This window comes from Butyricicoccus pullicaecorum, from assembly GCF_002160355.1.
Classification (GTDB): Bacteria; Bacillota; Clostridia; order Oscillospirales; family Butyricicoccaceae; genus Butyricicoccus; species Butyricicoccus pullicaecorum.
Window position 1 is genome coordinate 1 of sequence record NZ_NFKK01000020.1, and the last position, 14,291, is coordinate 14,291.

A 14,291-nucleotide genomic window follows, 5' to 3' on the forward strand; every position below is an offset into this window, starting at 1 on the left:
GCAGTATATCAACAAAATGTTGATTTTGTGATATAGGAGGGATTGGGTGAAAAAAACGCTGAGAGAGTTTTGCGACGAGAACGGGCAAAGTCAACTGCTTGAGCAATGGAACACACAGCGCAATCTTCCATTGACACCCGATCTTGTAACCTATGGCAGCAAGCGAAAAGTGTGGTGGCGCTGCAAGCAGGGTCATGTATGGCAGGCTTCGATCTGTACGCGTACTGGAAACGGAACAGGTTGTCCGGTTTGTGCAGGAAAAATACCAGCCGCAGGAGAAAACGATTTGCAGAGTCGATATCCTGAATTAGCTCGTGAGTGGCATCCGACACGCAACGAAATCACGCCACAGCAGGTGCTTCCGGGCAGTCATAAAGCGGTTTGGTGGGTGTGCCCGCGTGGACACGAGTGGAAAGCGTCGGTCAAATCGCGGGTTGTGGGCAGCGGTTGTCCGGTTTGTGCCAATCGTATGGTGATTCCGAAGGAAAATGATCTGGCAACAGAGTTTCCAGAGATTGCCGCGCAGTGGCATCCCACAAAAAATGGAACCTGTACAGCGTATGATGTTACTTCTGGGAGTAGACGCAAAATCTGGTGGATTTGCGAGAAAGGACACGAGTGGCAGGCATCGGTGTATTCTCGGGCGCTGGGTGGGAATGGTTGCCCGGTATGTGCAGGACGCAAAGTCGTATCCGGAGAAAATGATCTGGCCAGCCAATTCCCAGAGATCGCAGCGCAATGGCATACTGAGAAGAACGGAAATCTCACACCACAGCAGGTTACGCCATATGCAAATCGGAAAGTCTGGTGGAAGTGTGAACTAAAGCATTCATATCAGGCCATGATTAGTTCGAGAACTATGAGCGGAACCGGTTGTCCATACTGTGCGGGAAGAAAGGTTTTACCTGGTTTTAATGACCTAGCAACCCTGTACCCGGAGATCGCAAAACAGTGGCATTCGGCATTGAACGGGGCGCTTACACCAAACAGCGTAACAGCCGGATCGCACCGCAAGGTGTGGTGGCAATGTGCGGAAGGTCATGTCTGGCAAGCCATGATTTATGCGCGTACCGGAGCGAAAAAATGTGGCTGTCCGGTTTGTGCGGGGCGGGTCAAGCAAACAAAAAATGAAAAGTACAGGAAAATAATCGCGGCATTCGGGAGTTCTGCGCCGGATGCGCGTTTTGAATAAGAAATCTAAACAAGGAGGACATAGAAGTATGAAAAAAAGGTTTTGGGCTTGTTTTCTGTCTTTGAGTCTAGTATTGACGATGATGCCGACAATGGCGTTTGCAGCAGACGATGAAGTAAATGAACCCGAAGGTACTGTGGAAGTGTGTGTGGAAACCGAAGGCTGCACACTGGAGGCTGGCCATGAGGGTGAGTGCGTTGTAGTGGAGTCTAAGCCGGAAGAACCGGAAAACGTTCCGTGCAAGGTGACCGAGGGCTGCACGCTGGAAAACGGTCATGAGGGTGAATGTGTGACAGCAGAATCTATGACAGAACTGCCCACGGCAGCCATAAACAGCACAACAGAGAATGACGGAGCGGGGATCAAGCAGTCTTCCCTATCTGGATATTGTGGTGGCGATACAACTGCTAACTCAGACAGTTATCCCTATGGTGAGGATAAAACACAATACGTATATGATAATTTAACGTGGCAGTTAACAGAAAATGGAAGCAATACATATACGCTGAGCATCACCGGAAATGGTGTGATGGCTAACTGGGCCTATATAGAGGGCGGAATACGTAATGCTGTAATCAGTAGTCCATGGTCAGAGTATTCCAACAGAATCACAGAAATTGATTTGAACGGAAATATACAATTAGGTGACCGCGCATTTCAAGGATTATCGGCCTTGACTGCATTTGACTTCCCTGAGGGGATCACAAAGATTCCCACGTACGCATTTGCTGATTGTGTCAGTTTAGAAAATATTACGATACCTGATACAGTTACCGAAATTGGAACCGCTGCGTTTCGTGCGTGCGATGCATTCACCAGCATCTCGATTCCCGAAAGTGTCACTACCTATGGAGAACATCTTTTCTATAGTTGTCACAATCTTCAGGATGTACAACTCCCCAGCAACCTGGAAAATCTCCCCGGATATATGTTCAGAGATTGTGTAGCACTGGAAGAGATTACTTTCCCTGATGGTCTGACTTCAATTGGTATAGGTGCTTTTGAAGGGTGTACTTCTCTTAAATACTTGGAACTTTCCTCTGGGTTAAAGAGCATTGATGCATCTGCATTTAAAAACTGCACTAATTTGGAGGATGTTGATCTTTCCAATACTCAGCTGGAAGAGATTCCGGAGAATCTATTCCAAGGAATATCAAAGTTAAAATCAGTAAAACTGCCGGATACGGTAAAGAAGATAGGAAGTCATGCGTTTGCAAATACTGGTATTACAAAGCTGATGCTCCCTCCGTATGTGGACTGGATACATGGATACGCCCTTGACGGATGCAGTAATATTATTGCTGTCACCATGGCAACCGAGCCGTTTGAGGAATATGAAGACACTACAAGTGGCGCCGGAGAGGAATACTGGGAGAGAATCGGCAGCCAACTTTTCATGGATATTGCAGACGGCAGTATTGTGTATCTTGTCGGAGATAAAATTCCCTTAGCTTTTACTGGCACTTACTACAATAACCGAATTGATGGAGACAAAACTTCTCTTGCACTTACAAATGGCGGCAGTTTTAAAGAAGATACTGAATTTTCGGAGAGCGTATTGGCTACACCTATAAAATCCGGTAATATTTTTGCTGGCTGGCATGCAGATGAAGAGCTGGCGGATGAAGTCGTAACAAATGCAGACGCTGGAAATACCTATTATGCAAAATGGTTACCCAGCAATTATACTGTAACCGAAAATATAAACTTTGGTTCTGTGGTTTATGGCTCTACGGCTAGTCAGGTGATTGAAGTGAGTGGTTCGGATGTCGCAGGCGCTCTCAAGGTTGCAGGCAACGATATTTTTGAGACCGTAGTAAATGAGGACAACACAATCACAGTCACACCGTGCTCAAATCTTTCGGTTGGTGAGTATGAAGAAACATTGTATGTAACGACTCCGGATAATGCAACCTTCTTTGTCCCGGTTACGTTGGAAGTTGTTCCTGCAGGTTCGGAACTGGAGATCTGGGCAAACGGAGCAAAAAAACTGTCTTTGTCCGGTGGTGGTAACGTTACCCTGACTATTACGGGTGATCTGAACGCTGACGAAGTCACAGTCACCTGCAATAATGAAAACATTGAGGTAACGAAAAACGCAGATGATACCTACACCGTTACCCTTCCCAATGAAACGGCCGACTACACATTTACCGCAATTTATGAGGGCGACCGCAACCATGAAGCAGCACCGGATACCTGCACGGTCTCTGTGACTCGTCACACCGGTGGCGGTGGTGCATCGCATCCGGAAGCAAGTGACGATTCTTCCTCTGATCGAAACGACCGTGATGACGACGATACGGAAAATATCGATGAGGAAGATGTACCGCTGACCGAAGGTAAGGTAGCTGATTTTGATGACGTTCCGGCAGATGCGTGGTTTGCTGAGGCTGTTCAGTATGTATATGAGCATGATTTGATGACCGGTGTATCGGAAAATCTTTTTGCACCGAATGCGCAGATGAATCGTGCTATGGTTGCACAGATTCTATTTAATGTGGAAAAACCGGCCGATACCGAGGCGCCGGCAGCCTTCCGAGACGTAGCTCCTGATGCTTGGTATGCCGAAGCAGTTAACTGGGCTGTTTGGCAGGGCTATATGAGCGGCTATGGTGCGGGCAATTTTGGTCCGAACGATGCGCTGACGCGTGAGCAGCTGGTAACGGTCCTGTGGCGTTATAGCGGCAGCCCGGTGATGGGTGATTCGTCTATGCTGAATACCTTCTCGGACGCAGCGATGACTTCTGATTATGCACAGCAGGCGATGACTTGGGCATATGCGCAGGGTGTAATCAGCGGAAACGCGGATGGTACGCTCAATCCGCAGGGGACTGCAACCCGTGCAGAGGTGGCGACTATCCTTATGCGCTTCTATGAGAATATGGCAGAGTAAACAGTGCAAAGTCCAAGATTTTAATTGGATTAGTACGTGACAGTGTATTGTCAAACTACGTGTACTGGGAATTCAGTTGAAAGTCTTATAGCTCCCGAGCAGAGCGAAAACTAAGAATTTTACGAGACCTGGCGTTTATAAGCGCCAGGTTTCGTTTTAGAGGAGTGGAGGTCAAATAGCAAAGGTTTCTGTCTTTGTGATAACCCTCTCGAAGTGGCTCGTTCGAATTTTCATTGGTATTTTTCTGCTAAATACAATGGATATCGCGCAGCAGCTGCTCCAAGATATGTTACCACTTGGCAAACTCGGTTCCACGACTGCCAAGAAACTATCTTGACAAGATGCGGAAAAATGGCAGAAAGTGCAGAAACAATCGTAATTTCCAGAGTTGCTGTAGTTTAGCCAGGAATTTTAACTGTAATGTGAAATCGAGCTTTACGCTTTATCAATGCAGCAAAGCAATTCTGACTTTCTCAAGATACTCATAACTGTACCAGTTTCCCAATGTACAAACAATCGATTCTCAAGTTACATTGAGAAGAACTTGCCGCTCTGGGACTTCCACTCTCGCAAGCAGAGTACACCTATCATCAGCAATGAGGAAAAGCATATCAAAATCGCAATTGCAATTTAAGAGTACCGTAGGTTTCAAAGCAAAAAGGACAGCCACAATCAATGTGCAGCTGTCCTTTTCAAGTGTTTTCAATAATTGTGTCTTATCGGCGTGTCGGCAGTTTGCTCTGGCGTGTGCAGCCATTTTTTGTTTCGGTTTCGCCCCAAGCCCAGTACGAGTCAACCTCGCGGGTATCGCCTACACGCTTCCAAAGGCCTTCCTGCTGAGGCGTAGGCGGGTACTTTTGTAACATGGCCGGCATTTTGCCTCTGGGATCTGGGGTGAACTCCCATTCCTCGCCATCGATCTTCAGCCTGATGTACTGAGCAAACGGCGGGTGATCCGGATCGGGCGTTACCACGCTCTCAATATTCTGTGTTGCAGTTACAGTATTGCCATCGGTGAATACCGCAAAGCCCAGGCGATCATGTCCGAAAATAAAATGCCCAGCATCGATAGAGCCATCTTTATATTTGGTTGCCCAGGTGTACCACATGATATGGCCATAGTTTTGCATCATGACATCGCGGTTCTGATACAGGCAGCCGCCTTTGGCCATATACACCTGATCGAATGCCACAAAACCACGTGCCTTCACACCTTGGAACTCACCCGACAGTTCAAACATATGCGAAACATAGTAAGTGCCGTCATCTCGTGCAGGGAGATACCAGTGCAGACCGGGCTTGATCATCGGACCTTCCAGACAAAACAGGCCATCTTCGATCCACTTGATGTGGTCTTCGCTCACCCGGATTTCAAAAGCCTTGCCGGGAATACCAGGAGCGGAACGCCAAACCGCTTCGTTTCCTTCACGGACACCAACCGAGCCCTCGGAGGTGGCACAGTCCTTAGTCAGATCGGCATTAAACATCAAGTTTTTTCCGTCAAGCGTGGTATCCTGAATGACCAGTCCGCTGTAAATGGCATTGCCTCCGGGATTACGAAGCAATTCATACATTTGACCGTCTTCTGTACGGATATTATCATACAGGGGGATAATGCTAAGGTCCAGGCCGAAATAGCCTCGATCAGACAGCATATCATCTACGCTCGGCTTGTGTGCGCCTGCAAGCTGCTGAAAGAAGTCTCCGCGCGCGTATACACCACCTAATTTTGGCATTTGAATACCTCCTAAAAAATGATTTACCTTTTGGCAGCTTCATTATATACTATATATTATAAAAAATAAAACACATAAATAATTCAAATTAACATTAAAAAGATACATAATAAAGGAGGCCGAACAGATGGAATTGCGTCAGCTGAGGTACTTCGCCGCAGTCTGTGAAACCCTGCATTATGGAAAAGCCGCGCAAAAACTGCACATGGCGGAACAGCCACTCAGTTTTCAAATCAAAAAGCTAGAGGAGGAATTGGGATATAAGCTTTTTGAACGCACTACGAGGTCAGTAAGCATCACACCTGCCGGACAGGCCCTTTTAAGCAAGGTGACAGATGCTTTCCGCTCGTTAGAACAAGGCGTGGAACAGGGACGCAGAATTGCAGAAGGGAAAAATGCCAGAATCAAAATCGTATACAATAGTATGACGATCAATATGGTAATTCCGCATATTATACAACAGTTTAAGCTGAAATATCCGGATATTGATATCCTATTAACCGAGAAAAATTCGCCACAATTGGAAAATGCGGTTATGAATGAGCAAGCGGATATCGGGATTATCGCGTTATACTGGGATGATTTCGATGGCTTATGCCATAAAATTATTTTCGAGGAAGATTCAGTCGCTGCTATACCCAAAAGTTGGGATATATCCAAACGTCGTATCCATAGTTTGGCAGAATTGAAAGACTTACCGTTCATTGCGTATTCACAGGAAGCTCGAAAAAAGTCCTTTGATGCGTTTAATGCGGTATGCCATTTAACCGGCTTTTCTCCCAAAATTGTGCAAGAGGCAGAATCCGATATTGCTGCGCTTGGTTTGGTTGCAGCTGGTCTAGGCATAGCTCTTGTGCCGGATGGGTACAGGGATATTTTTTCCAGTGCCGTTTCCTACCATGTGCTCAAAAAGCCTCGTGTACCACTTAAAGTTGCCCTGATCTGGAAAGAAAATCATTTGTCAGAAACAGCACGCAACTTGATTGCAATCGCCAATGACTGTAAATTTGATGCCTGATATATGAAATGCGATGACGAGTGCGTTTCCTTGGAGCTGGCGGCGAGCCGTTCTCAGAAGTACGACAAACGTATCCGAATCGCAAAACTCATAAAATAAATCTGCAACTTTTCTGCGCTTCAAACCACAGGATAACAAAAAATCCCACCTGAAACCAGGCGGGATTTTTTGTGTAAATGGTGGAGACGAGGGGAATTGAACCCGTCTTGGAGCACTGCATCACCATTTCATTGTGCAGTTTTACCTGTGATTTGGCAGGTTTTGCTGCACTTTTCCTGATGGGTGACTGCGGGTGATTTTCATGATTTGGTAGATATTATCTACCAAATACCTACCAAAAGTATTGCGCATAAAAGAGAAAAATATTCTGGAATTTGCTTGATTTATATATTTATTATATAATATATTAAAAGAAAGTTCAAGTTTGCAATATGGTTTGAGCAATGGCAGAAAGCGAGATGCTTCATTATGACGATGGATGATTATATGAAACGGCCGTATCATCTTGATCTTGTTGAAGATCCGGATGAAGGTGGTTATGTGGCATTTTATCCGGAACTCCCGGGCTGCATTACTTGCGGCGAAACAATTGAGCGTGCAGTCGAGAATGCAAAGGAAGCGAAGAGAGTGTGGTTGGAAGTAGCAATGGAAGAAGGGGTTGTCATTGCATAGCCGCATTAGATGGGTTTATATTCTGGATCGTTTTATCTTATTAGCATGCATAATACGGCACATTTTGTATTCGTGCAATCCTGTTCATCAAATGTGTGGTTGCTATGGCGTATGAACAAGATTGACGCCTTTGTCCAATCCGGCTATACTTAACACGGTATAGTTTGGACATGGGCATTGAGAATTGAACGAAAGGGGATCGGGTATGCTCCCAACTGAATTAAAAACCGAAATTGCATCACTGGCACATCGAGCGGGTGCAAAGCGAGTCGTGCTCTTTGGTTCCCGTGCGCGCAATGAGGAGCGGCCGCGCAGTGACATTGACCTTGCGGTGTTTGGATTGCCGCAGCAAATGGAAGGCATGTTTCTGGACGGGATTGACGAGCTGTCGACCCTACTTAAGTTTGACGTTGTGTTGATTGATGATTGGACAAGCGCCGATTTGCTGGCTGAAATCAGACGAGATGAGGTGGTAATTTATGAGTCCGCATAAGACCAAACGAGAAAATTTTATCCGAGCAGTGGCACGTCTGGATGATGCCGTGCAGGATTATCAGCAGTATCATATGGAATCCATCCGCGATGGCATGATTCAGCGTTTTGCGTTTTCCTTTGAACTGGCATGGAAGGCGCTCAAGGAATATATGACCGAACAAGGCGTGCCCGATCTGCAATTCCCCAAACAGATTTTACAGGAAGCATATGCGGCCGGGCTGATCGACGATCAGGCAGTCTGGCTGGAAATGCTGCGTGCACGCAATAGTATGTCGCATATTTATGACGATGAGCTGGCAGCGAAGATTGCACAGCGGATTGATGGGGTGTTTCTGCCGGTGCTGCAATCGCTGGTGCAGTTTTTCAAAAGTTAACAATATACTTCGTGAATTTGAGAATCGGCTGTTCGGAATAGCAGCCGATTTTTTTATTGAGACGTAAAGATTTAAGGTTGGTTTTATAGATCAATGCCTGCAGTACAGAACAATATTCTGATCATTTTGTAGTGGGATATGTGGGAGTTTTCCACATATCCCACTGTATTTTGCAAGAGATCAGATATATTTGTGCAGTTGTATATAACGGGTCAGTAACTTTTATCCCAATATTATCTGCATAAATTTCCGAGCGCTGCGACTTCCTTGACACGCAGCAGATTTATGTCTAGGCGATTTCCTCAGCACAAATCATCCTCAGTCGGCATGCTGAATATAAGAAAAAGTGCACTATGTAATACGACTTTTTACCCCGTTTTACATCATACAATATCATAAATTTACCCCATTCCTTACAACACCATAGTTGAGAGCAAATCTTCGATTCCCTGACATCAATCCTTAAACAACAAAAAAGTTCACGATTCGGCATTTTAAAATTACATAGCCTCAACATAAAGATAATACTTTTCATGAGGTGAATACGCAATGAAACCGGATTATGAACTCAAACCAGCCATGAAAAAGATGCAGATTGAGTCTCTGAGAAAAGAACAGATTAAACCGATTCAATCCATCCTCAAAGGACAGGATACGATTGTCAGCGCACCAACCTCTATGGGTAAATCTCTCATTTATCAGTTACCGGCCTTGGTACACGGACATCAATTAACCTTAGTCATTGGACCTACACTAGCCTTGATTTACGATCAGGTGAAGAAGCTGCAAGATTTTGGAATCTCAGCGGATTATCTGGATCACACCCGCTCGAAATCAGAGGAAATGTCTGTGTTTAATGCACTATCCAAGGGGAGGCTTACGTTCTTATACGTCACACCTGAACGCTTGCAAAGTACACGATTTCAAACAGCTCTATCCATGTGCGATCTTTACATGGTCGTGATTGATGAGTGTCATTGTATCACAGAATGGGGATATACATTCCGCGATGCTTATCTACAAATCGGGCATTTTATCGAGACATTACCGCGAAAGCCGATTGTGTTTGCTTGTTCGGCAACTATTCAAGAATATACAGTCGAAGATCTGTCCGAAAAACTGTATCTGGATTCTCCTAAATGGTTTCGCTGTGACCTGACTCGTAAAAATCTGATTCTGATGAAGAAGGATCTGACAATGGAAGATCGATCTCTGGAAAATAGGCTGTACTCTCGCTTCAAGGCTGTAAAGAAGGTAGTTCGGAAGTATCAAGGTACGGGTTCGGTTGTTATTTACGCATCGACGATTGACTATGTGGACGCACTTTATGACTATTTGTCAGAGTACTTTCCGGAACAGGTCGTTCGCAATCACAGCAAAATGAGCCCACACAAAAAGGAAAAGATGCTGCTGGACTTTTTGACCGGTCAACGCAAAATCATGGTTGCTACCACTGCGTTTGGCATGGGCGTGGATGTCCCTGATATTGAATTGGTTCTTCATTTCAATGTACCGCTTAGTATGGTTGACTATGTTCAGCAAATCGGTCGAGGAGGACGTGATGGACGCAAATGCCATTGCGTTCTTTTTTATGAACAAAATGGGGATGACCAGAAGATTTTCACCTCTTTTTGTAAGAAATCTCAAAATTCTAAGATGCTAAAACAGCGCTATCAGGAAATGCAGAACTTTGTACACAGCAAAGGCTGTATGCAGCAGGACATCCTTGCATATTTCGGTCAGGCGGCGCAAAAGACCTGTCAGAAGTGTACAAACTGCGCAAAGGAGCGAAGAAAATGAAGATAGAACGAGGAATCCACACATTCTCCCTGACTGCACCGTGCAGTTATCATATCATTCAGGAATTGCGCGAAACGCAGAGTCATTATGTACGGAAAATGTCAGGAACGAGACTTACAAAAATCATTTCTTTAAACAAATACAAACCACAAGGTGTAGAAATATTGCTAACACAGTCAATCGATCATCGATCTTGGATTCGGCTGATTATAAACCCATCCTCTTTGTGCAGTGGACGGTATGAGCCGTTAGCATTATTTCAGGCAGAACATGCCGATTTGAAGTTAGTTCAGAAACGACTAAAGGAGATCATCAAAGAATTAGAGCTGCCGATGAAAATAAAGGATTTTAAACTAAATCGTGTGGATTTAACACGGAATCTGTATTGTAAATCGTCAAAAGAGGTCAGGGTACGATTGGACATCTTTCGGAAGTCTGAGCAGCTGCCACATTATAAAGAAAAAAATCCGAGGCGCAAATCCGGCGAGCGGGATGAAGCTGTCGATCAGTCGCTCTATGCAAATAAGAAAAATCAGCATTCTTGGACGACCTGTGCAAAAAATTGTGAATTTTCGGTTTATGACAAGGGATATGAACTGAAAAAGCAGCACGGGATTACAATATTATCATCGATTCTGCGCCTGGAATTGCGGATTTCCAGACAGCGTCTACAAAAGCTTGCGGGCAAAGGAAATTGGGAAGATCAGCTCAGGCAGCTTTCAAAAGATCAGGATGAAATCGTAAATAGATTTCTGCACCGATTACATCAGGACTTTCCACAGGTTGTGCATAAGGAGGAAGCATTCAAGCGGATTGAGGAGAGCAGTTTTCAGAAGCGAACCAAAGATAAAATGCGGGAACTTGTCAAAAAAATGAGCAGCTGTGGTTCGTTCACAGCTGCTCGTCGGAAAATGGGAATTAGTAAAAAGTCGTTTATTCAGTTGTTGGGGAAGTTTGAGAAAATAAAAATCAGTCCGATAACGTTACCACAAAAGGCTGAAATCAAGATTCTCCTGACCGGATATCAAAGCGGTGTATGATCAGTCCACAATTCGCACTGCGTCATGACCGTCTGCACGGCATCTTCCATGCCCTCGGGCGGGTACTTATGCCGTTTGAGCAGGCGTTTTACCAATCGACGCATACCGGCGCGTGCGCTTTCCTTTCTCTGCCAGTCGATCGTCCGGTTTTTGCGCAGCAGATCGGTCAGTTCCTTAGCAATTGCGATCAGCTCGTCGTGCTGATAGAAGTCCTGAATGGCCTGCGGTTTGGTCAGTGCATCGTAAAAGGCCAGCTCGTCTGCACTCAGTCCAAGGGCTTCTCCTTCCGCGTGTGCATCTGCGATATCCTTTGCCAGTTTGAGCAATTCTTCGATGACCTGCTCATTCGTCAGCATGCCATTGAGGTAACGGTTCATTGTGCGCTGGATGACTTCGGAGAACTTCTCAGATTTTACGACATTGGTCCGGCGATACACCGAAATCTGTTCAGCAATCAGCTTTTTGAGCAGCTCGACCGCCAGATTTTTCTCCTTCATGTTTGCGATTTCTTCCAAAAACTTGGCATCAAAGAGAGAGAATCCCGCCTGAACGTCGGAAAACAGGTTGATGATCCCTTCACTCTGGATACTGTGCTTGAGCAGTTCATTGATCCGGGCATTGACATCTTTGAGGGAATATTTTTTGCCCTGTCCGCTCATGGTCAGCCGCACGATCAAGGTACGGACTGCCTCAAAGAAGGCGGCTTCGATGCGCTGCTGTTCCTCTACCAGACTGCCGCACAAAGAAAGCGCCTGCCGGAGCAGCAAGGATTCTCGGATAAAGATATAATGCGACTGTTCCTTTTCGGGCAGGTTATGTTCTTGCACCCTCTTTCCGAGGATGAAGTTAACCGCGCCTGTGATAACTTTCGCGCGGACAAGGTCATCTCTTTGGAAAAACGCCGTATAATCGAATCCGTGCAGGAGATCGCGGCAGATCGACAATTCTTCCAGAAATTTTGGATAGGCCGCAGTACTGATATTGGGATCTCCATAGTTCTTTTTATCGCGGGCGGTGTAGTCGTTCATGGCCTGTTTGAGTGCCGAAGCGATACCGACATAGTCGACTACCAAACCGCCTTCCTTATCCTCAAAGACACGATTGACCCGCGCAATCGCCTGCATCAGGTTGTGCCCCGACATGGGCTTGTACACATACATGGTCGCAAGGGATGGTACGTCAAAGCCAGTCAGCCACATATCCACGACGATTGCGATTTTGAGGGGCGAGTCGTTATCCTTAAACTTCCGGGCTAAGGCTTCTTTGTGCGCCTTATTGCCGATAATCGCCCGCCATTCCTCGGGGTCTTGATTGCCCTGCGTCATGACGACCGCGACTTTCTCGGTCCAATTCGGACGCAGTTCAAGGATACGCCGATAGATTTTCATGGCAATGGGACGGGAGTAGGCGACGATCATTGCCTTACCGGTGAGCAAATTGGCGCGATAGTGTTCGTAGTGGTCGAGGATATCGTGCACCAGAGAATCAATGGTCTGATCTGCGCCCAGAATGGCCTCCATCTGTCCGAGTTCCTTTTTGCTCTTTTCGATGACTACCGGGTCGGTATTTTCCGCCATGATCTCGTATTCCATGTCGATCTGATCCAAGACCGCCTGATTAAGTTTCAGATGGATGACGCGGCTTTCGTAATACACCGGACGGGTTGCGCCGTCCTCTACCGCCTGGGTCATGTCGTAGATATCGATATAGTCGCCGAACACCTCACGGGTGCTGCGATCCTTGGAGGAAATCGGGGTACCGGTAAAGCCGATATATGTAGCACCAGGCAGGCTGTCACGGATAATTCGCGCGGTACCGATTACGGTTTTGACCTTCAGCGCACCGTCATTATTGCGCTTGGTGACGATCTTTTCGGTCAGGCCGTATTGACTGCGATGGGCTTCGTCTGCCATCACGACAATATTTCTGCGCTGAGACAGTGGCTCGTCGCTCTCCTCGAACTTCTGCATGGTGGTAAAAATAATACCGTTTGCCTGCCGGTTTTCCAGTAGCGCGGTCAGGTGCTTTCGACTCTCGGCCTGCTGAGGCGTCTGACGCAGGAAGTCCTTGCAGCGTGAGAACTGGCCGTACAGCTGACCATCCAGATCGTTGCGGTCGGTGATAACCACGATGGTCGGGCTTTCCAGGGCCTGCTGCAAATAGTGGGCGTAAAAGACCATGGACAGCGATTTGCCGCTGCCCTGCGTATGCCAGAACACGCCGCCTTTGCCGTTGGTTACCGTCGCGTGTTTGGTGGATGCGATGGCCTTTTTGACGGCGAAATACTGGTGATATCCCGCCAGAATCTTAAACGTGTGCGGTCCGTCCATATTAAAGCAGATAAAGTTCTGGAGGATATCCAAAAACCGTTCTTTTTCAAAGATACCCTCAAAGAAGGTATCAAACTGAGCGTGCTGCGTATTCTCGTAGCTGCCGTCCTTGGTTTTCCACTCCATAAAGCGGTCTTCGCCTGCGGTAATGGTACCGGCTTTGGATGTGCTCATATCGCTCATGACGCAGATTGCATTATAGACAAACAGCGAGGGAATTTCATACATATAGTTGCGCAGCTGGCGGTAGGCTTCGGACGCGTCGGTTTCCTCGCGGGAGGGCGATTTTAACTCGACGACGACGAGCGGGAGACCGTTGACAAACAGCACAATATCCGGGCGTTTTTCGCTGTTTTCTATGACTGTCCACTGGTTGGCAACGACAAAACGATTGTTTTTAGGGTGTTTGAAATCTGCCAGACGCACCAGACCCGAGCGCTCTTCACCGTCTGCAAAGTATTTGACCGGAACGCCGTTTTGCAGATAGTCGGTAAAGATGATGTTTTTCTGCAAGAGAGAGCCGGACTCAAAGTTTTTGAGTTTATAGATGGCTTCGTCGATGGCAGCGCGGGGCAGATCGGGGTTGATGTGCAGCAGGGCGGGCAGCAGATCGTCCTCGTAGAGCGGGGAGCGATAGTCGCGCTCGACATCGGGGCCGTAGAGGTGGGTATAGTCCAGATCTTGGGTAAAGAGCTGCACAATGGCGTTTTCATAGTTGGCTTCGGTGAAGGGCATTTG

General features: G+C 46.6%; 10 protein-coding genes. 8 read left to right on the forward strand and 2 right to left on the reverse strand.

Features of this window, described 5'->3' with window-relative positions; genetic code table 11:
* Positions 1 to 46: 46 nt before the first annotated feature.
* The gene (locus B5F17_RS12460) at positions 47 to 1,192 is read left to right on the forward strand and encodes a zinc-ribbon domain-containing protein (protein ID WP_087374277.1); all 1,146 of its coding nucleotides are present in this window, start codon (positions 47 to 49) and stop codon (positions 1,190 to 1,192) included.
* The gene (locus B5F17_RS12465; RefSeq protein ID WP_162608178.1) at positions 1,185 to 4,088 is read left to right on the forward strand and encodes a leucine-rich repeat protein; all 2,904 of its coding nucleotides are present in this window, start codon (positions 1,185 to 1,187) and stop codon (positions 4,086 to 4,088) included. The genes B5F17_RS12460 and B5F17_RS12465 overlap by 8 nt, the downstream gene beginning before the upstream one ends.
* Positions 4,089 to 4,804: 716 nt before the next feature.
* Here B5F17_RS12465 and B5F17_RS12470 read toward each other — a convergent pair.
* Entirely contained in the window at positions 4,805 to 5,824 is a 1,020-nt protein-coding gene (locus B5F17_RS12470) for a hypothetical protein (RefSeq protein WP_087374281.1), read from the reverse strand.
* Positions 5,825 to 5,951: 127 nt separating this feature from the next.
* Here B5F17_RS12470 and B5F17_RS12475 point away from each other — a divergent pair, with 127 nt between their 5' ends.
* The 6 genes from B5F17_RS12475 to B5F17_RS12500 all read left to right on the forward strand — a co-directional run bounded on the left by B5F17_RS12475 (position 5,952) and on the right by B5F17_RS12500 (position 11,223).
* Complete coding sequence (locus tag B5F17_RS12475) at positions 5,952 to 6,842, forward strand: LysR family transcriptional regulator (protein ID WP_087374283.1); 891 nt, start codon at positions 5,952 to 5,954, stop codon at positions 6,840 to 6,842.
* A gap of 468 nt (positions 6,843 to 7,310) precedes the next feature.
* Positions 7,311 to 7,514 (forward strand): type II toxin-antitoxin system HicB family antitoxin, encoded by a 204-nt coding sequence (locus tag B5F17_RS12480; protein WP_242968764.1) that lies wholly within the window; start codon positions 7,311 to 7,313, stop codon positions 7,512 to 7,514.
* A gap of 205 nt (positions 7,515 to 7,719) precedes the next feature.
* Positions 7,720 to 8,007 carry a nucleotidyltransferase family protein gene (locus tag B5F17_RS12485; protein ID WP_087374287.1) on the forward strand — a complete coding sequence of 96 codons (288 nt, stop codon included), beginning with the start codon at positions 7,720 to 7,722 and terminating at the stop codon, positions 8,005 to 8,007.
* Complete coding sequence (locus B5F17_RS12490; protein ID WP_087374289.1) at positions 7,994 to 8,383, forward strand: HI0074 family nucleotidyltransferase substrate-binding subunit; 390 nt, start codon at positions 7,994 to 7,996, stop codon at positions 8,381 to 8,383. Before B5F17_RS12485 ends, B5F17_RS12490 begins: the two co-directional genes overlap by 14 nt.
* 549 nt (positions 8,384 to 8,932) lie before the next feature.
* Positions 8,933 to 10,183: a RecQ family ATP-dependent DNA helicase gene (locus B5F17_RS12495; RefSeq protein ID WP_087374292.1), complete on the forward strand. Its 1,251-nt coding sequence runs from the start codon at positions 8,933 to 8,935 to the stop codon at positions 10,181 to 10,183.
* Entirely contained in the window at positions 10,180 to 11,223 is a 1,044-nt protein-coding gene (locus tag B5F17_RS12500) for a phage/plasmid replication domain-containing protein (RefSeq protein WP_087374294.1), read from the forward strand. The genes B5F17_RS12495 and B5F17_RS12500 overlap by 4 nt, the downstream gene beginning before the upstream one ends.
* Here the strand turns inward: B5F17_RS12500 and B5F17_RS12505 are convergent.
* Positions 11,208 to 14,288 carry a type I restriction endonuclease subunit R gene (locus B5F17_RS12505; protein WP_087374295.1) on the reverse strand — a complete coding sequence of 1,027 codons (3,081 nt, stop codon included), beginning with the start codon at positions 14,286 to 14,288 and terminating at the stop codon, positions 11,208 to 11,210. The genes B5F17_RS12500 and B5F17_RS12505 overlap by 16 nt on opposite strands.
* Positions 14,289 to 14,291: the final 3 nt, after the last annotated feature.